The sequence below is a fragment of the Streptomyces sp. NBC_00271 genome (assembly GCF_036178845.1).
GTDB lineage: Bacteria > Actinomycetota > Actinomycetes > Streptomycetales > Streptomycetaceae > Streptomyces.
Genome location: NZ_CP108070.1, coordinates 10,061,924 through 10,079,179, shown reverse-complemented (window position 1 = coordinate 10,079,179; position 17,256 = coordinate 10,061,924). Strand labels below are relative to the sequence as shown.

Genomic DNA, 17,256 nt, shown 5'->3' with positions numbered 1-17,256 from the left:
GCTAGCATGGCGCACCATGGTCCGCTAGCGTGCGGGTGGATGTCGCTGTTGCACCCCATTCACGGTAACAGGAGTCGCGGAATGTACGACCATTCAGGACTTACCGCCGAGGAAGTCGAACTGCTCCCGTCCGAGAAAGATGTCCGGCTTTATTCGGAGCGTGGCTGGTATTTGTCGGAGAAGCTGCTCACCGACGCCGAAGTGGACGCCCTGACCGACGCGAGCGAGCGCTACTACGCTGGTCAGCGCGATCGGGAGCTTCCGAAACGGCCGGACCGACTGGCCGACTGGACCCCCGCCGACGGAGATGTCCAACGCAACAACGACTACATCCACTACCAAGACGAAACGATGAGGAAAATCCTGAGGAAACCCATCATCGGGGCGGTGGCCGCCCGCTTGGCACAGACTCCTGGAATACGCGTCTTCCAGGCCACACTGATCTACAAGCCGCCCATCGCCGAAGAGAAGTCGAACATTGTCTCCTGGCACTTCGACAAGTATTTCTGGCCCACCTGCTCGTCGGACGAAATGCTCACCGCCTTCATTCCGTTCCACGACTGCACCGAGGAGTCGGGCACGATCACCATGGTGAACGGAAGCCACCGCTGGCGGCATCGGCACGGCGCCGCCCGGCCGGTCGGTGATCCTCAGGATGTGGGGCGCGACTATCTCCTGAACGGTGACGCGGAGCGAAACGGCGCCGTGGTCGAGAAGGTTCCGGTGCACATTCCCAAAGGACACATGACCTTCCACCACTGCCTCCTCTACCACGGCAGCGGCGCCAACCGCAGTCCCCGGCCGCGCCGGGCCATCTCCTTCCATCTCCAGGACGGGACGAACACCTACCGCGACCACACCCTGTCCGACGGCCGGCAGGAGCCCTACAAACACGATTTCCTGGTCCGCAGGACTGCCGCCGGTCAACCGGACTACTCCGACCCGGAGTTCTGCCCGGTGCTGTGGCCCGTCGGCGAGCCCGGCGGCCCGGAGGCCTCCCTCACAGGGGAGTGACGCGGGTCAGGTCCCACTCCTCCTCGCTCATGCCGGCGCCCGCCTCCTCACGGACCGCGTCGGCGAGAGCCTGGTCCGCCACCGTGTCCCGTCGCAGTCCGGCGGGCGCGGTGGCCGGCAGGGGAACGACGGCCGCCCACAGGGGGTGCAGCGAGGCCCCCCGGTGAACCTTCGCCTTCAGGGAGGAGGGCCCGAGGTGGAGCGTGGTCATCGCGTTGCGTTCCATGTGGTGGAGCGGTTCGTAGTAGACGGCGTTGAAGTACTCGTAGGTGTTGCGCGTCCGCTCGTAGTCGAAGCCGGCCACCCGGGCGTAGAAGGTGTCCCGCCAGGCGAAGCACAGGCTGGCGCCGACCAGTTCCCCCTTCTCGTCGACGCAGCGGAACACGGTGCTCAGGTCGTCCAGGCAGTTCGCCTGGACGGTGAGGAACGTGTGGATCTCCGCGAGGTCGAGGGAGGCGTTGTACCGGTCCATGGTCTGGCCGACCAGTGGCGCGAACTCGTCGACGCACGCGGACAGCGGGGCCGTCTCCACGTGCAGCCCGGAGTCCGTGAAGCGCCGGATCTCGTACTCGCGCTTGCGGACGTTGCGGCCGAGCAGCTGACGGTAGGACTCGAAGGTGCCGACGTCGTTGTGCACCACGGCCTCGGCGGCTCGCAGCTGCGCCCGCACCCCGAACCGGCCCGCGAGCAGCCGCAGACTGTCGGTGGTGAGGAAGTCGAAGAGCAACGCGTCGCAGCCGAGCGCCGCGGCCCTCTCGGCGGCACCGGCGACCAGGGCGTCGAGCGCCTCCCCTGCCGTTCCGGGATCCTTCGGCAGCAGAAACTCGTTGTGGTAGCCGGTACGGGTACCAAGTCTGAGCACAGTGTGGCCCTCGGACACGTCCGGCAGGGGCGGTGCGTTCTCCGACGGGAAGTCGTAGTACGGCGTCCCCGCGAGGAGTTGGCCGTCGGCCTCGACCGTGAGGTAACCCGGGGTGGCGAACTCGGGCCGCTCCTGACCCCGCAGCCAGGCATGGCTCTGGTAGAAGCAACTGCCCGGCGCGAGCGCGTCCCAGGCCTCCCGGTCGATGTCGTCGATCGTCTCGAAGTGCCTCACATCAGGCATGTGCCTTCCTCCCCTTGCTCACAGCAGCCAGTCGTCGGTGTTCAGCCCACCCACCACGTACTGGCCGTACTCGGCGCCGAACGCCTCCGCCTCGGCCCGGTTGCGCTCGCGGACCTTCGTCCCGTCCGCCGCCAACGGCCGGTCCACTCCCACGAACACGCTGTACAGGGGATGCGGCTGGGCGCCGCGCGCCAGCTTCGCCTGGAAGGTGCCCAGACCGAGGTGGATCGCCCGCACGGTACGACCGGCGCCCGACTCGATGGGGTGGTAGAAGACCAGGTTGAAATAGTCGGCCACGTTGGGCACCGAGTAGTCGAAACCAGCCACGCGCGCGTAGAGCGTGTCGCCGTGCCGGTAGCGCAGCGCGAAACCGATGGGCTGCCCGGCGTCCTCGTCCAGGAGGAGCGTGCTGCGGTCGCCGAGGTGGCGGCCCTGGCGGTCGTACACCGCTGCCGCGCGCTCCTCGCCGTACGCGTGTCCGTGCTTGCGCATCAGCGCGCTGTTGAGCGGGGCGATCTCCTTGACGACTTCGGGGAGGGAGACCTCGCGGATGGTCCTCCCGCTGCGGCCGAAGTCCCTTCTCTCCCGCCGGGCCCGGGGCCGTCGGCCGGAGGGCAGCCAGGCGAAGTAGTCGTCCAGGTTCTGCCACAGACCGACGGGCAGGACCGTCTCCACGTCGTGGTAGAGGACCACCGCCCCGTCCTCGGCATGGGCCTCGGCGACCTCCAGCGCCTCCGCCCGGGGCAGGTAGTAGTACCCGAGCACGTCCGCTTCGGCGGTTCGGGCGAAGTCGAGGGTCCGCGCGGTGAGCGCCTGCACCGCCTGCGCGCGCTCCTGTGCCGTCGCTCCCTCGCGGCCCGGCAGTTGGCCGCGGAACTCCGACCAGCCCGCGCCGAACACCATGGGCCGGGCAGCGAGTTGGGCATGCCTCTCGTCGTCGATCAGACCGGCGAGCAGGTCGGCGGGGGTGTAGAGCAGGTGCGGCGGACGAGTGAACGCGTACGCCTCGGCTCCCGCGACCGGCGTTCCCTGCGCGTCACGCGCCAGCAGATAGCGGGCGGCGGCTCCGGGCGGCAACTCCTCCGCGCGTACACCGGCGAAGCCGCTGCTGGAGTAGATCGTTCCGCCGATCACCAGAGCATCCCATTCCGCCGCCGGCAGCTGGTCAACGGAGTCGTACGAGGAGACGTGCATGGGGGAAACTCCAGAAAAGGTGGATCGGATGAGTGTAGGGGGAAACGGTGCCGGGGTTCATTTCAGCAGAGAGCGCACATCGCTGTCGCGCGTGTGCAGGAGCAGGATGCCGGTGTCGCTGAGCTCGTCGAACAGCCTCTGGTTGGCGAGCCGTTGGGAGTTGCGGACCTGCACGGCGTACCAGAGGATGGACCGGGGGCCGACGACGGTCCAGAACGTTTCCCGGACGCCGCCCCAGAGTTCCTCACGGCGTATCCAGCGCCGTACGGTACGGCGCAGCAGGCGCGGCCAGGTGACACGCAGCGGCGGATCCGTCCACACCACGCAGTCCGCTCGGTGGGCGAAGGCCTCGACGCTCGCGGCGAACTGACCGTCGACGACCCAGGTGTCGGCCGTCAGTTCCCGTTCGACACCGGCGAGGAAGACCTCCGTGGGCACCGGTGTCCAGGCCGGTCCCCAGAAGAGGGCGTCGAGCGTGACGGGCGGGATGCCACGTTGTTCGGCGAGGGCGCGGGCGAGGGTCGACTTGCCGCAGCCGGGACCACCCACGATCCACACCCGGCGGGCCTCCGCAAGGGTCTTCACACGTGGCACAGACACATTCCCTCCAACCAGGCGGCCACGCCGTCGTCGTCATTGCACGCGGTGAGGGCGTCGGCGGCCTCGCGTACGTCCGCGCTCGCGTTCGCGACGGCCACGCCGAGGCCCGCGGCGGCGAGCAGCCCCGTGTCGTTGGGCGCGTCGCCGAAGGCTACGACCCGGTCCCAGCCGATGCCGAGGCCGGCGAGGACCGAGGCCACCGCGGACACCTTGTCCGCCTCCGGGGCCGACACCTCCAGCAGTCCCGGCCCCGAGGAGGTCCACCGCACCGGCCCCCGCACCCCGAGTGCCGCAGGCGGAGCGGCGGAATCGATGTGCACCATCAGGCACAGCACCGGCGAGCCGTCCGGCACGTCAGCGACGCGCAGGGCCGTCCCGGCACCGCTCGCCAGGATGTCGGGCCAGCCGGGGCCGATCAGTCGGTCGTGCTCCCGGTCCACGGCCCAGGGGCGCTGCCCCAGCGTCGCGATCTCGGCGCGGACGGTGGCGGGTGTCATCGCCCGGATCCGTCGTACGCCCCCGCCGTCCAGATCGCTGACGACGGCGCCGTTCGACGACACCAGGAAGGCGCCCAGGCCGGACGCGGCGGACAGCAGCCGGCGGGCGGACCAGGCCGGGCGGGCCGTCGCGAAGACGACGCGGGTCCCCTGTGCGGCGACCGCGCGCAGCGCCGCCACCGCGCGCTCGCTCACGCTGCCGTCGGACAGCAGCAGTGTGCCGTCGAGATCGGTGACCACGACAGCCGGGCGGCTGTCCCCCCGGATGCGGGGACAGCCGCTGAGATGCGTTCCGGTCACGAAGGTCACTTCTCCCGAGCGGGCTCACGGGGCGGCGGCATGCGGTGGGCGATGGCGGCCGCGTACCGGTGGTAGTGCCACTGCTCGTAGCCGAGGTGGCTCTCGCCGCGGATGCCCAGGTCGGCGTTCTCGAACAGCTCCCAGCCGGGCCGGGTGACGATCCGCTCCATCTCGGTGGCCGTCGGGTAGTAGCCGCAACTCCGCTCGTCGTCGTTGAGCCCGATCAGGTACTCGCCGAAGAAGAGTCCGCCCGGAGCGACCATGTCCATCGCGTGGTGGACGAGTGCTTCCATCGTGTGGGCCCGGTTGGGCGGCATCGACCACAGGCCGCTGCCCAGTACCAGTTGGAAGTCGCCTTCGGCAGGCAGGGTCATGTAGTCCTGCTCCACCACGGTGCACCGGTCCTCCAGGCCCTCGGCGGCGAGCCGTTGGCGCAGGCCCACGATGTCGTGGTGGCCGTCGACGAGGTCGAGTTCACCGCCGTTGAGGAAGAGGTCGTCGCTCTCCACGCCGACGACCTGCCAGCCCGCGCGCAGCAGGGGCAGGGCGAACTTGCCGTCGGAGACGCCCAGGACGCAGGCGCGCGGCTGGACGCGCCGGGCGTATTCGCCGAGCGGGATGTAGCGGGCCAGGGCGGGGAAGTAGGAGTAGTAGTCGCCCCAGTAACTCTTGCGATCGACGTCAAGCACGCGCCCTCCCAAGGCTGTTGTCGGTGATGATGGTCATCTGGCCGCCTCGGTCAGCGGCTCGGCCGCGCTGTTGCGGACGGTGCCCCAGCGCTCGGCCGCGGACTTGTGGATGTACCAGATGTCGTCCTCGGTGAGCAGTTGGGAGACGACCTCCGGATAGGCCTCCTCGAAGTACGTGTACGGGGGCCTGTTGTCCTTGCGCGAGTGATAGTCCAGTCGGTCCTGGCCGTGTGCGGCGGTGATCGCCGTACCCGGATGGTAGGTGAGGATGTTGGGGCTGGCCATGACGAGCAGTTCGTCGTCGATCAGCCGGCCGATCTGCTCGATCGTCTCCTCGATGGTCTCCCGGCTCTCGCCGTCCAGACCGAAGAGGACCGAGCTGCCGACCCGGATGCCGTGGCCCCGGATGATCGCGAGTGCCTCGCGCACCTTGCCCACCCAGGCCTCGGGGTTACGGCGCAGCAGGTTCTTGCCCACGTGGGCCATCACGCTCTCGGCCATGCTCTCGATGCCGATGTAGATGTAGGTGCAGCCGCTGCGGCGCATCAGGTCGAGCGCAGCGTGCACCTCGTCGGCCTTGGCACGGTTGAGCACCACGTCGACGGTGAGCTGTCCGCCCCACTCCAGGCGGGTGCCGCCGGGGAGGTCCGTGCCCTGGCGCAGCAGGTCCTGGCAGAACTCGGTGATCGCCTTCCAGTTCCCGCCCCAGAACACCGGGTCGTCGAAGAACACGGCTTCCGCGCCCCAGTCCATGAGCCGGCGGACGCGCTGTGCCACGTGCTCGGTCTCGCTCACCGCGAAGCGGGTGGGCCGCTGGGAGACCTGGATGCTCTCCGAGCAGAAGGTGCATTTGAACGGGCAGGAGTCCAGCGTCATCATGTGCGCCGTACGGCTGCCGAGGGGGTGGCTGCCCGCCTCGGTGAAGACGCCGAAGCGCGCGCGGATGGAGAACGCCTCGTACGGCGAAGGGAGTTCGGCCGAGCCGAGTCGCTCGCCCCGCACCGGCACCACCACGGCCTCACCGGGGCATAAGCCCACGATCGTGCCCGAACCGCGGAGTGTTTCCTCGGCGTCGGCGACCAGCGCGAGGGCGTCGAGCACCGCCGCGTTGTCGGTCGGACCGAAGCCGGGCGTGACCGTCAGGGACAGGGCGCGCAGCAGCAGGTCGAGCAGGGGTGCGCCGTCACCGGCGACCACGAAGTCGACGACCTGAGCCGCGCGGCCGTCGCGCACGACCTCCACCGTGCTGCTCCAGGAGAAGTCCGCCGTGCCGTCGGCGTCGCGGTACTTCATCGTTTCGTCGGCGTGCCGGCCGCCGAGGACGACGACGCAGTGGGGTGCGTGGGCCTTGGCCAGCTCGGCCATCTCCAGGGCGTACCGGTGGGCCGCCGACACCGCGCTGAGCAGGAGGACCTTGGGCTGGAGCGCGCGGAGCTCGGCGATGAACCGCTCCTGGGCCACCTCGTCCCAGATGCGGGGGTCGAAGACGTGGCCGTCGGTGGTCCGGCTGTCGGCGATCAGCGTGGTCCGCGGCCCGTTCGCCGTGCGGCGGTAGTCGTCGTCCGGGCAGTGCCCCCAGTCGGGGCAGACGTCGTCGAGGGACGGCTCCTCGGGCAGCCCCGCGCTCAGGCGGGCCACCGAGCGCTGGATGGTGAGGGTCAGTGCCGAGTACAGGCACATCGGATCACCCGGATAGGCGACCTCCCCGCCTCTGCTGGTCGCCACCGGGACCAGGGCGGCCATGACCGGATAGGTGAACCGGGCCTCGCCCGGGTACGCCGTGAACAACCGGCGCCGCCGGACGACGAGTTCCGTCACTTTCCCGCCTGGTGCCGCCGCGTCCGGACGGTGCGGCTTCAGCGGGGTACGAATCGTTGTCCTCACGTGTGATTCCCCGGCGCGATCAGATCGCGGCGATGAGGTTCGCGACGCCACCGTTCGACGCCGGGCTGGTCACGAGCGACGTCGTGTCGCCCAGCTTGCGGTAGGCGTGGGTGGCCAGGCAGGCCCGGGCCACGTCGGCGAACTCGGTGTTCGCCTTGTGCGTGGCGATCTCGTCCACGGTGGAGACGTCGCCCGACTGTGCCGCGAGCCGAAGCCGCCGCTCGAAGTCGATGAGTTCGCGCGCGGTCTCCCGGCCGCCGTCCGGGGTGCCCGGGAACGCGGGCAGCGCCACGGCCTCGACCGGCGCTTCGGTGACCTTCCGGGCCAGCTCCACCTCGTTCTCGTAGAAGTGGAAGGTCCCCGACTGGTGTATGTACGGGCCGCTCGGGACGTTCAGCAGCGAAGCCGCGTACTGCTGCATCCCCATGAAGAGGAAGGCGTCGTACGGCAGGACCGTCAGCGCCTGCTGGGCTCGCATGACGGTGATCCAGGTGAGCGCGCCGTCCCTGAGGAAGAGGTGGACGCCCACGGCGCACGGGTACTCCCGCGACTGGCGGAAATTGTCCTCGGGCTGCAACACCAGGGCGAACGCACGCCGGTGGGCGGGGTCGCGCTCGATACGGCCGACCACTTCCTCCAGTTGGTTGCCCCTGGAGGTCAGCAGCCGATGGCCGAAAGCACCACTCAGCGTGTGCTGGTCGTCCGAGTACTCATGGGCGCCGCGGCGGTAGTACGCCGGGGTGTCGACGTCGTTGCGGCCGTCCAGGGACCAGGCGAGCAGACCGAAGCAGTAGGAGAGATTGACCGGAAGGTGCGGGGTGACCGCGAGACAGGAGGTCGGGTCGGCGATACGGCTCTGGTAGGCCAGGAGCTCACGATACGGACGGTCGTTCTGGCCGAAACCCGAGGCTTTGGAGAGCGGATCGCGCACCGAGTCCACGTCATTGCCGTCCGCGAGTACGTCGCGCAGCCCGGCCGTGTAGGAATCCGCAAACGACTGGTAGTTGGCCATGACATCTTCCCCGTTTCCACTGATAGACGAAAAACTCGCCACCTGCCTTCAAAACGGACAAAGCGACATCCGCGGCGAGCTCGGTTTCAATCGAGTAGAGCGTTGAAGATCTTCGTTTGTCAATGACGTTTTCAATTCCCTGACGAAGGGAAATACGTCCCCGTCTGGCGGACGCGAGTCGGTGTTGACACCGACGACTCGGCCTCTGCATGATGACCGGCGGCCAATGGGGCCTGCCCACACACGGGGGTGGCAGATCAAGTGACAGGCCGGATTTTGTTAAACCCATGGCGCCTCTCTCCACGTTGGCGTATCGGGATCGGCGCGATAATCGTCGCCATCACTTACGGGGGGCTGATTTCAGCCAAACCCGATTCCGTGCACGGCGGCGTGGGCGGCCCGGCCGCCCTGCTCGCCCTGTGCGGTTACACCCTCGGGGCGATGCTGATCGTCTCCGGCGCGGTGGCAGGGCTGCCGACGACGACCGTGGCCCTGCTGCCGGTGGCGATCACCATCAACATCGTGATGGGAAAGATCGTCTACTTCAGCGGCCTGCCGCTCCAACTCGACTCGATCGGCACCGTGCTCGTCGGCGTCCTGGCCGGACCGGCCGCGGGCGCCGCCACCGGGGCTCTGGCCAGCATCGTCGTCGGGATGACCATCACGCCCGGAGCTCTGCCCTACGCGGTGACCGCCGCCCTGATCGGCTTCATCGCGGGAACCCTGGCGCGGGCCGGCTGGTTCCGGCGCCTGCCGACCGCCCTGCTCGCGGGAGGTGTGATCGGCGTGGCCGCCGGCATCGTCTCGGCCCCCATCACCGCCTTCGTCTTCGGCAACGCCGGCGGCACGGTGGGGCAGTCGGCCGTCATCGCGACGTTCCAGGCCTACGGAAACAGCATGCTGAAGGCCGCCAGCCTGCAAGGGCTGGTCGCGGACCCCCTGGACAAAGCGCTGACCGTCGCACTGGCCCTGACCCTGCTGGCGGGCCTGCCCTCCGGCTATGTGCACCGTTTCCCCTTTGTGCAGCAGCATCGGGTACTGGCGGTTCACCGCCTCATGCCGAGAAGGACGTGACCCGCATGGACATATCCCCGCACGCGACCGACGACTCCCCCGTGCACCGGCTGAATCCGCTCACCAAGCTGACCTTCGCGGTCACTGTCACCGTATCCGCATTCGCCCTCACCATGACCTGGTGGCCGCTGCTGCTCTTCTGCGCCACGGTACTTCCCATGGTGATGATTTCAGGAACCCTGCGTAAATTCGTGCCCATGCTTCTTGCCCTGTGGGTGCCCGTCGCGCTCACGGTTTACCTGATTCAGGGCTTTTTTTATCCGGACACTCACCGGGTGGTGGCTGAAATCGGCCCCCTGGAATTGAAATATGAGGGCCTGGTTTTTGCCACGCAGACCGCACTGCGTCTCCTCGCGCTCATGGGGGGATTCTTCCTGCTTCTCCTCACCACGCAACCCGGCGCGCTGATGAGCGCGATGACACAGCGCGGCATGTCGCCGAAGACCGTCTACGTCGTCTCGGCCGCCCTGCAGATCGCGCCCGCCCTCACCACCCGGGCCCAGGGCATCATGCACGCCCAGCAGGCGCGCGGCCTGCCGGTCACGGGGCTGCGCGGCCGGGTCCGGGCCCTGGTTCCGATGGCCGGGCCGCTGATCCTCGGTGCCCTCACGGAAGTGGGGGACCGTGCGGTGGCCATGGAGACCCGGGGTTTCGGCACCACCCGCCGCCCCACGTATCTGACCGAGGTGCCGGACACCGCGGCACAGCGGGGCGCCCGGACCGTCATGGGACTGTGCGCGCTCACCGCCGTCGTCACCAACGTACTCGGAGTGCTCCGGTGATCGAATTCAGGGACTTCTCCCTCACCTATCCGACCGGCTCCCGACCCGCCCTCCAGGACATCGATCTCACTGTGCCGCGTGGCCAGTTCTGTGCCGTGGCCGGCGCCGACGGCGCGGGCAAGACCACCCTCGCGGGAGTCATCAGCGGCGTCGTCCCGCAGATGACCGGCGGCGAGACCACGGGATCGGCACGGGTGGGTGGGCGGCTGTTGGCGCAGACGCAGCCGTCCGAACTCGTCGGCGAAGTCGGCCTGGTCATGCAGAATCCGTTCAACCAGCTGTCGGGAGCACGGTTCTCGCTGCGCGAGGAGCTCGCCTTCGGTCTGGAGAACCTCGGCGTCGAGCGGGCCGAGATGATCCGACGCGTCGATCGGGTCATGGCCGACCTGAGGCTCACCCCCCTGGCCGACCTCTCCCCGTACGAAATCTCCGGGGGGCAGCAGCAGCTTCTGGCCATCGGATCGGCGTTGGTGATGAGACCGGCCGTCTTGGTGCTCGACGAACCGACCTCACAGCTCGACGCGGTGGCGACCGGCATGGTGTTCGAGGTGCTGGAGACCCTCCGGGCGCAGGGCGTCACCGTCATCCTGTTCGAGCACCGGCTGGAACGGCCGGCCCGGTGCGCGGACCGCGTCCTGATCCTGAACGAGGGGCGGATCGCCGCAGACGGGCCGCCGACCGATGTCCTCACCGACCCCAGGCTCACGGAGTGGGGAGTGGCCCCGCTGCGCTACACCACGGCCGCACGCCGCGCCGCGGGGCGCGGCCTGTGGGAGTCGGACCGCCCGCTGCCGGTGACCCTGGAGGCGGCGGCGGAAGGATTCACCGCCTCGCTGAAGAGCACGAGAACCGCCGGAGGCATGTGATGGTGCTGCGCGTCGACTCCCTCTCCCATCGCTATCCGAACGGAACGACCGCGCTCGCGGACGTCTCGCTCACCGTCAGGGCCGGCGAACGTGTGGCGGTCGTGGGTCCCAACGGGGCGGGCAAGAGCACGCTGGCCCGGCACCTGATCGGCATCGCCCGCCCCACGTCGGGGACGGTCACGGTGGACGGTCGCGATGCCGCCGGGCTCGAGATCGCCGAGCTGGCCCGCAGCGTGGGCTTCGTGTTCCAGAACCCGGACGACCAGCTGCACGCCGCCACGGTGGCCAAGGAAGTCGGCTTCGGCCCCCGCAACCTCGGCTTCCCTGCCGAGCGCCGGACCGCCCTCACGCAGTGGGCACTGCAGGTCACCGGTCTGACCGGGGAGGCGAACAGTCATCCCCGTCATCTGTCGTTCGGCGAGCGCAAACGGGTCGCCTTCGCCTCGGTCCTCGCGATGGACACCCCGATCATCGTCCTGGACGAACCCACCACCGGCCAGGACCACCGCTCCCTCGTCCTGCTCGAAGAACTCATCGAAGACCTGCACGAGCGGGGAAAGACGATCATCGCCATCACCCATGACACGGACTTCTGCGCGGAGAACTTCGACCGGGTCGTCGTCCTGTCCGAAGGCCGCGTGCGGTGGGACGGTCCCGTGGAGCGCTGGCTGGAGGGAGACAGGAGCCCGTCGATGTCCGCCTTCGAACAGCCCCAGATGGCCCGACTCGGCCGACGACTCGGCTGGCCCGCACCCGTCGCCACGGTCGACAGCTTCCTGGACCAGCTGACCGACCACGCCGCGGCTCGGTGACGAGGAACGCGGCGAGCCCCGTCGGGCGCCGTCCGCGTCCTCCTCCACACTCGCGGCCTCGCCGCCGAACTCGATCGCGCCTCGGCGGCCGCGTCTCCGAGCCGGTGCGCCCGGAGGTGGCCGCGCGGGACGTGTTGTCCACCTGCCCCATCACCCACCGACACGTCCAATGTCTTTGTCAGGACCACTGAGTTGCCGGTGGGTGGAGAGTCGTCGCGCGCGCCGGGAGCCGAGTCTGCGACCGACGTGCGGCTCAGATCGCCGCGGCCGCCGCGCGTCCTGCCTGGCGTCCGGAGAACAGGCAGCCGCCGAGGAAGGTGCCTTCCAGGGAGCGGTATCCGTGCACCCCTCCGCCGCCGAATCCCGCGACCTCACCGGCCGCGTACAGACCGGGAACCGGGGCGCCGGAGGCATCCAGAACGCGGACGGAGAGATCGGTCTGCAGGCCGCCCAGGGTTTTGCGGGTGAGGATGTTGAGCCGCACTGCGATCAGCGGTCCCGCACTGGGGTCCAGGATCTTGTGGATCGCGGCGGTGCGGCTGAGCGAATCCCCCGTGTAGGCCAGCGCGTTGCGGATGCCCATCACCTGGACGTCCTTCGTGTACGGGTTGTCGATCTCCCGGTCCCGCGCCTCGATCTGCCGCTGGAGATCGGCCAGTTGGATCAGGCCGTCGCCGGTCAGCTTGTTCATCCCGGTGACGAGTTCGGAGAGGCTGGAGGCGACGACGAAGTCGACACCGTTCTTCTTGAACTTCTCGATCGGCTCCGGCGTCTGCCAGATGCGCGAGAGAAGCTTCAGGATGTCCTTGTTGGTGAGGTCCGGGTTCTGCTCGGAACCGGAGAGCGCGAACTCCTTCGCGATGATCTTCTGCGTGGTGACGAACCAGGAGTAGTCGTAGCCGCTGTCGGTGATCGACTTGAGGGTGTGCAGCGTGTTGTAACCGGGCATGTCGGGGGCGGAGAAACGCTTGCCGGTCGCGTCGAACCACATCGACGACGGTCCCGGGAGGATACGGATGCCGTGGTTGGCCCAGATCGGGTCGTAGTTCCTGAGGCCCTCCGTGTAGTGCCACATCCGGTCGGGGTTGACGATACGACCGCCCGCCGCCTCGGTGATCCCCAGCATCCGCCCGTCCACATACGCCGGCACACCGGTGACCATGAACTTGGGCGGGGTGCCGAGCCGGGCCGGCCAGTTCTGCCGTACCAGATCGTGGTTGGCGCCTATCCCGCCCGAGGTGACGATCACGACCGGAGCGCGGAGCTCGAAGTCACCCACCACCGTGCGGTAACTGGCCTTGCCGCGCGCCGCCGTACTGGGCTCGAGGACCGCGCCACGCACACCCGTCACGACACCGCCGGTGCGCACGATCTCGTCGACGCGGTGCCGGAACTTGAAGGTCACCCTCCCGCTCGCGACCGCGGCCCGCACCTGCTTCTCGAACGGCTCGACCACGGCCGGACCGGTACCCCAGGTGACATGGAAGCGGGGCACCGAGTTGCCGTGTCCGTCCACGAGGCCGCCGCCGCGCTCGGCCCAGCCCACGATCGGGAACCAGCGGATCCCCAGCCCGTAGAGCCAGGACCGCTTCTCCCCCTCGGCGAAGTCCACATACGCCTCGGCCCACTTGTGGGCCCAGTAGTCCTGACCGCCCGGGTCGTCGACACCGCGGTCGAAGCCTGCCGTGCCCAGCCAGTCCTGCCACGCCAGTTCGCGGGAGTCCTTGATTCCCATCAGCCGCTGTTCGTCGGAGTCGATCAGGAACAGACCGCCGAAGGACCAGAACGCCTGGCCTCCCAGGTTGGACTCGGGTTCATGGTCCAGGAGCAGTACCTTGCGCCCCGCGGCGGCCAGTTCGGCCGTCGCGACCAGACCGGCGAGGCCACCGCAACGACGATCGCGTCGGCGTCCGCCGACCCGGCCGCGAACGCCGGTAACGCTTGCGCGGCGAGGGCGGCACCGGCGACCACGCCGCCGGCCACCGTCAGGGCTCTTCGTCTGCTGATCACCGTGGGGGACGCCGAATTCTCCATGAGGCGCCTTCCGGAAGAGGTACGGGAGGTGCGTGAGGTGCGCCAGACACACGAGGGTGTGCCGGGACACTTCTGTTGTTACCGCCGGTAGCACCCAGGAAAGCCAGGCCGCGCGGGCGAGGTTGCGACCGCCCCCCGAACAAGCCGTGAAGATGGCGGCATGCTGGAACTGGCGATCCTGGGTTTCCTCGCCGAGGGGCCTCTGCGCGGGTACGAACTGCGGCGCCGCGTCGCGCAGTTGTCCGGGTACACGCGGCCGGTCAGCGAGGGCAGCCGCTACCCGGCCATCAGCCGCCTGACCGGAGCGGGCCTGCTGGAGCGGCGCACCGAGCCCGGCGCAGGGGCCGCGCGGTACGTGCTGACCCTGACCGAGGCGGGCCGTGCCGAGATGCTGAAGCGGCTGCGCAAGCCCGCCGACCACGAGATCACCGACTTCACCCGCTTCTTCACCGTCCTGGCGTTCCTGGAGGAACCGGCGAGCTTCTTCTACGACGGCGACCGGCCCCTGCACACGGAGGAGGTCCCCGACCCCTACCGGCGAGGCATGCTGCTCACCGCCCGCGCCACCGGCCGCGCCGAGCGGGCCTGGCTCCGCGAGGTCCTCGGCGAGGACGCGCCCGAGGCCGGCGCCGCGCGCACCGAGAACACTCCCCCTACGCTCGAAGAACCCGCGAGCTGAGAGACGACGGAGGTTCCACGTGCTTGCGTCCTGGTACGACGAACAAGGCCCGGCCGCGGCCGTGCTGGGGGTCGGCGAACTCCCCGACCCCGAGCCCGGCCCCGGTGAGGTTCGAGTCCGTGTCACCGTGTCGGGGGTGAATCCCGGAGACACGAAGAAGCGGCGCGGATGGCTCGGCTCGTCGATGCCGTATCCGCGGGTGATTCCGCACAGCGATGCCGCCGGGGTGGTCGATGCCGTGGGGGACGGTGTCGACGCGCGCCGGGTCGGACAGCGGGTCTGGGTCCACGGCGCCCAGTCGTACCGGCCCTTCGGCACCGCCGCCCAGTACACCGTCGTACCCGAGGACCTGGCCGTTCGGCTGCCCGACCACCTCGGCGACGAACTCGGCGCGAGCCTGGGCATTCCCGGGATCACCGCGCACCGGACCGTGTTCGGCGACGGGCCGGTGGAGGGGAGGACCGTGCTGGTGCACGGAGTGCTCGGCGGGGTCGGCTCGCTGGCCGCTCAGCTCGCCCGCTGGGGCGGAGCCACCGTGCTCGCCACCGTCCGCCGCGGCGACGACCTGGACCGCGTCGACCCGGCGGTCGTGTCCCACGCCGTCGCCCTCGACTCCGCCGACCCGGCGGCGGCAATCCGCACGTACACGCCCCAGGGCGTGGACCGCATCATCGAAGTGGCACTCTCCGACAACGCCGACCTGGACACCGCCGTCGCCGCGACGGACGCGGTCATCGCCGCCTACGCCACCCGGGCCGACCGGACCGAAATCCCCTTCTGGCCGCTGCTGTTCAAGAACGTCACCCTGCGGCTGCTCGGCAGCGACGACTTCCCCGCCGAGGCCCGACGCCAGGCCGCCCGCGACCTCACCGCCGCGGCCGCCGTGGGCGCGCTCACCGTCGACGTCGGCGACCGCTACCCGCTGGAGGACATCGCCAAGGCCCACGACCGCGTCGACGCCGGCGGCCGGGGCAGGGTGCTGGTGACCATCCCCCACTGACCGTCCCCGACCGACCGGGCCACCATCGCGGGACGCCCAGCGGGACGGCCGACGGCACGGCCGACGGGACGGCCGGTCATCAGGCCGTCTTCACCACCTTCATCGTGAAGTGTGAGGTGACGTTCTTGATCCGCGGGATGGTCATCACGTGCCCGCTGAGGAAGGCCTCGTAGGCGGACAGGTCCGCGACCGCCACGCGCACGAAGTAGTCCGGGCTGCCGAACAGTCTCCTCAGCTCGATGACCTCCTCGGCCTGCGCCATGGTCTGCTCGAAGCGCTCGACCGTCTCCGCGTCCTGGGCTTCGAGACTGAGGTCGATGAGCACCTCGAAGGAGCGACCCACGGCAACGGGGTCGATGACGGCCCGGTAACCGCGGATGACACCGTCGGCCTCCAGCCGCTGCACGCGCCGCAGGCAGGGCCCTGTCGTGAGCCCCACCCGCTGCGCCAGCTCGACGTTGGTCAGCCGCCCGCCCGCTCCAGCTCGGCAATAATTGCCAGATCGATCGCATCCACGTCAGAAGATTGCACGCCAGACCGCCGGGTGCGCAATCTTCGAAACCACATGGCGCGCGTTTTTCGGGACGATAAACACATGCACCACGACGTTCCGTCCCGCGCGGCCACACCGGAAGCCGCCCCGGCCGCGGCCCGGGCTCCCGCCGAGCGGCGCCGGCAGATCACCCTGGGAGTCCGCGACTCCTTCTCCGCAGGCTTCGGGATCTTCCCCCTGGGTATCGCTCTCGGCCTGCTGATCATGCAGGCCGGCCTGCCCTGGTGGCTCGCCCCCGCGCTGTCCCTGGCCGCGTTCGCCGGCTCCCTGGAGCTGCTGCTGGTCGGCATGATGGCCACCGTCACCCCCCTGGCCGCGGTCGCGCTGACCGTCCTCGTGGTCAACTTCCGGCACGTCTTCTACGCCTTCTCCTTCCCCCTCCACCTGGTCAAGCACCCCGTCGCGAAGGCCTACGCCGTCTACGCCATGATCGACGAGGCCTACGCCGTCAACGCCTCCCTGCCCGAGGCGGAACGCTCGGCGCCCCGGCTGCTGGCGATGCAGATCGCCTGCGAGACCTACTGGGTCGGCGGCGGTCTGGTCGGGGTCGCTCTCGGCGCCGCGCTGCCCGCGCCGATCAAGGGCCTGGAGTTCGCCCTGTGCGCCCTGTTCACCGTGCTCACCCTGGACGCGTTCCGCTCCCGCAGCGAACTCCCCTCCGTCCTGCTCGCCGGCGCCGGCGCCGCGCTCGCGCTCGTACTGACCCCGGGTCACGCCCTGTTCACCGCGCTGCTGATGTTCGTCGGCCTGCTCCTGGTGCGCCACACGCTCACCACGCGCCGACCCGCCCAGGAGACCATCGATGCCTAGCACCTCGTATCTCGTCACCGTCCTGGCGATCGTCTTCGTTCTCACCTTCGCCCTGCGCGCCCTGCCGTTCGCGGTCCTGCGCACCCTGCGCGGCTCGGCGCTGGTGCGGCAACTGTCCGTGTGGATGCCGGTCGGCATCCTCGCGATCCTCGCCGTGACGGCCCTGCACGGCACGATCACGCGGGACCCGCACGGAACGGGGTACGCACTGCTCGCGGTCGCCGTCACCATCGGTGTCCACCTGGCCTTCGGCCGCCGCACGATCCTGAGCGTGGGTATCGGCACCGCCGTCTACGTCGTCCTGCTCAATACTCTGTGATCACCCCTGTGATCAGCAGTTTGAACAGCAGT

The 17,256-nt window shown here is 69.4% G+C and carries 17 protein-coding genes and 1 pseudogene; 9 read left to right on the top strand and 9 right to left on the bottom strand.

Features of this window, described 5'->3' with window-relative positions:
• The first annotated feature begins 39 nt into the window (after positions 1-39).
• Positions 40-1,014 (top strand): phytanoyl-CoA dioxygenase family protein, encoded by a 975-nt coding sequence (locus OG798_RS45855; protein WP_328759024.1) that lies wholly within the window; start codon positions 40-42, stop codon positions 1,012-1,014.
• Here OG798_RS45855 and OG798_RS45850 read toward each other — a convergent pair.
• The 7 genes from OG798_RS45850 to OG798_RS45820 are packed head-to-tail and all read right to left on the bottom strand — an operon-like array spanning position 1,001 to position 8,295.
• A complete protein-coding gene (locus tag OG798_RS45850; protein WP_328759023.1) occupies positions 1,001-2,119 on the bottom strand; it encodes a hypothetical protein in 1,119 nt (372 codons plus the stop codon). The genes OG798_RS45855 and OG798_RS45850 overlap by 14 nt on opposite strands.
• An 18-nt stretch (positions 2,120-2,137) precedes the next feature.
• A complete protein-coding gene (locus OG798_RS45845; RefSeq protein WP_095851053.1) occupies positions 2,138-3,313 on the bottom strand; it encodes a GNAT family N-acetyltransferase in 1,176 nt (391 codons plus the stop codon).
• 57 nt (positions 3,314-3,370) lie between these two features.
• On the bottom strand, positions 3,371-3,907 hold the full coding sequence (locus OG798_RS45840; protein ID WP_143669650.1) for an adenylate kinase: 537 nt from the start codon (positions 3,905-3,907) through the stop codon (positions 3,371-3,373).
• Positions 3,895-4,710, bottom strand: a complete 816-nt coding sequence (locus tag OG798_RS45835) for an HAD family hydrolase (RefSeq protein ID WP_183121363.1) — start codon at positions 4,708-4,710, stop codon at positions 3,895-3,897. The genes OG798_RS45840 and OG798_RS45835 overlap by 13 nt, the downstream gene beginning before the upstream one ends.
• 5 nt (positions 4,711-4,715) lie before the next feature.
• Complete coding sequence (locus OG798_RS45830) at positions 4,716-5,399, bottom strand: SAM-dependent methyltransferase (protein ID WP_095851056.1); 684 nt, start codon at positions 5,397-5,399, stop codon at positions 4,716-4,718.
• Between the two features lie 33 nt (positions 5,400-5,432).
• The gene (locus OG798_RS45825) at positions 5,433-7,283 is read right to left on the bottom strand and encodes a B12-binding domain-containing radical SAM protein (protein WP_147474132.1); all 1,851 of its coding nucleotides are present in this window, start codon (positions 7,281-7,283) and stop codon (positions 5,433-5,435) included.
• Between the two features lie 19 nt (positions 7,284-7,302).
• A complete protein-coding gene (locus tag OG798_RS45820) occupies positions 7,303-8,295 on the bottom strand; it encodes a thymidylate synthase (RefSeq protein ID WP_097223783.1) in 993 nt (330 codons plus the stop codon).
• A 378-nt stretch (positions 8,296-8,673) separates the two neighbouring features.
• Between OG798_RS45820 and OG798_RS45815 the strand changes: the two genes are divergently transcribed.
• The 4 genes from OG798_RS45815 to OG798_RS45800 are packed head-to-tail and all read left to right on the top strand — an operon-like array spanning position 8,674 to position 11,829.
• Positions 8,674-9,369, top strand: a complete 696-nt coding sequence (locus OG798_RS45815; protein WP_177324041.1) for a hypothetical protein — start codon at positions 8,674-8,676, stop codon at positions 9,367-9,369.
• Positions 9,370-9,410: 41 nt separating this feature from the next.
• Positions 9,411-10,151: an energy-coupling factor transporter transmembrane component T family protein gene (locus tag OG798_RS45810; RefSeq protein ID WP_179436343.1), complete on the top strand. Its 741-nt coding sequence runs from the start codon at positions 9,411-9,413 to the stop codon at positions 10,149-10,151.
• Entirely contained in the window at positions 10,148-11,017 is an 870-nt protein-coding gene (locus OG798_RS45805) for an energy-coupling factor ABC transporter ATP-binding protein (RefSeq protein WP_328759021.1), read from the top strand. Before OG798_RS45810 ends, OG798_RS45805 begins: the two co-directional genes overlap by 4 nt.
• Positions 11,017-11,829, top strand: a complete 813-nt coding sequence (locus OG798_RS45800; RefSeq protein WP_097223784.1) for an energy-coupling factor ABC transporter ATP-binding protein — start codon at positions 11,017-11,019, stop codon at positions 11,827-11,829. The genes OG798_RS45805 and OG798_RS45800 overlap by 1 nt, the downstream gene beginning before the upstream one ends.
• 253 nt (positions 11,830-12,082) lie before the next feature.
• Here OG798_RS45800 and OG798_RS45795 read toward each other — a convergent pair.
• Positions 12,083-13,863: pseudogene (locus tag OG798_RS45795) on the bottom strand (FAD-binding dehydrogenase).
• 160 nt (positions 13,864-14,023) lie between these two features.
• Here OG798_RS45795 and OG798_RS45790 point away from each other — a divergent pair.
• Together OG798_RS45790 and OG798_RS45785 are read left to right on the top strand one after the other, a co-directional pair.
• Positions 14,024-14,542, top strand: coding sequence for a PadR family transcriptional regulator (locus OG798_RS45790; RefSeq protein ID WP_328759020.1), 519 nt, complete (start codon positions 14,024-14,026; stop codon positions 14,540-14,542).
• Between the two features lie 19 nt (positions 14,543-14,561).
• Entirely contained in the window at positions 14,562-15,542 is a 981-nt protein-coding gene (locus OG798_RS45785; RefSeq protein WP_328759019.1) for an NADPH:quinone reductase, read from the top strand.
• A 79-nt stretch (positions 15,543-15,621) separates the two neighbouring features.
• Here the strand turns inward: OG798_RS45785 and OG798_RS45780 are convergent, their stop codons facing one another.
• Positions 15,622-15,981, bottom strand: coding sequence for an Lrp/AsnC family transcriptional regulator (locus OG798_RS45780; protein WP_328759018.1), 360 nt, complete (start codon positions 15,979-15,981; stop codon positions 15,622-15,624).
• Positions 15,982-16,137: 156 nt separating this feature from the next.
• Here OG798_RS45780 and OG798_RS45775 point away from each other — a divergent pair, with 156 nt between their 5' ends.
• Positions 16,138-16,905, top strand: a complete 768-nt coding sequence (locus OG798_RS45775) for an AzlC family ABC transporter permease (RefSeq protein WP_328759017.1) — start codon at positions 16,138-16,140, stop codon at positions 16,903-16,905.
• The gene (locus OG798_RS45770; protein ID WP_121414075.1) at positions 16,898-17,224 is read left to right on the top strand and encodes a branched-chain amino acid transporter permease; all 327 of its coding nucleotides are present in this window, start codon (positions 16,898-16,900) and stop codon (positions 17,222-17,224) included. Before OG798_RS45775 ends, OG798_RS45770 begins: the two co-directional genes overlap by 8 nt.
• The last annotated feature ends 32 nt before the right edge of the window (positions 17,225-17,256 follow it).

Coding starts and splice junctions, on each gene's coding strand:
- OG798_RS45845 (WP_095851053.1), bottom strand. CDS start 3,313: ATGCACGTCTCCTCGTACGACTCCGTTGACCAGCTGCCGGCGGCGGAA.
- OG798_RS45855 (WP_328759024.1), top strand. CDS start 40: ATGTCGCTGTTGCACCCCATTCACGGTAACAGGAGTCGCGGAATGTAC.
- OG798_RS45775 (WP_328759017.1), top strand. CDS start 16,138: ATGCACCACGACGTTCCGTCCCGCGCGGCCACACCGGAAGCCGCCCCG.
- OG798_RS45790 (WP_328759020.1), top strand. CDS start 14,024: ATGCTGGAACTGGCGATCCTGGGTTTCCTCGCCGAGGGGCCTCTGCGC.
- OG798_RS45820 (WP_097223783.1), bottom strand. CDS start 8,295: ATGGCCAACTACCAGTCGTTTGCGGATTCCTACACGGCCGGGCTGCGC.
- OG798_RS45770 (WP_121414075.1), top strand. CDS start 16,898: ATGCCTAGCACCTCGTATCTCGTCACCGTCCTGGCGATCGTCTTCGTT.
- OG798_RS45850 (WP_328759023.1), bottom strand. CDS start 2,119: ATGCCTGATGTGAGGCACTTCGAGACGATCGACGACATCGACCGGGAG.
- OG798_RS45800 (WP_097223784.1), top strand. CDS start 11,017: ATGGTGCTGCGCGTCGACTCCCTCTCCCATCGCTATCCGAACGGAACG.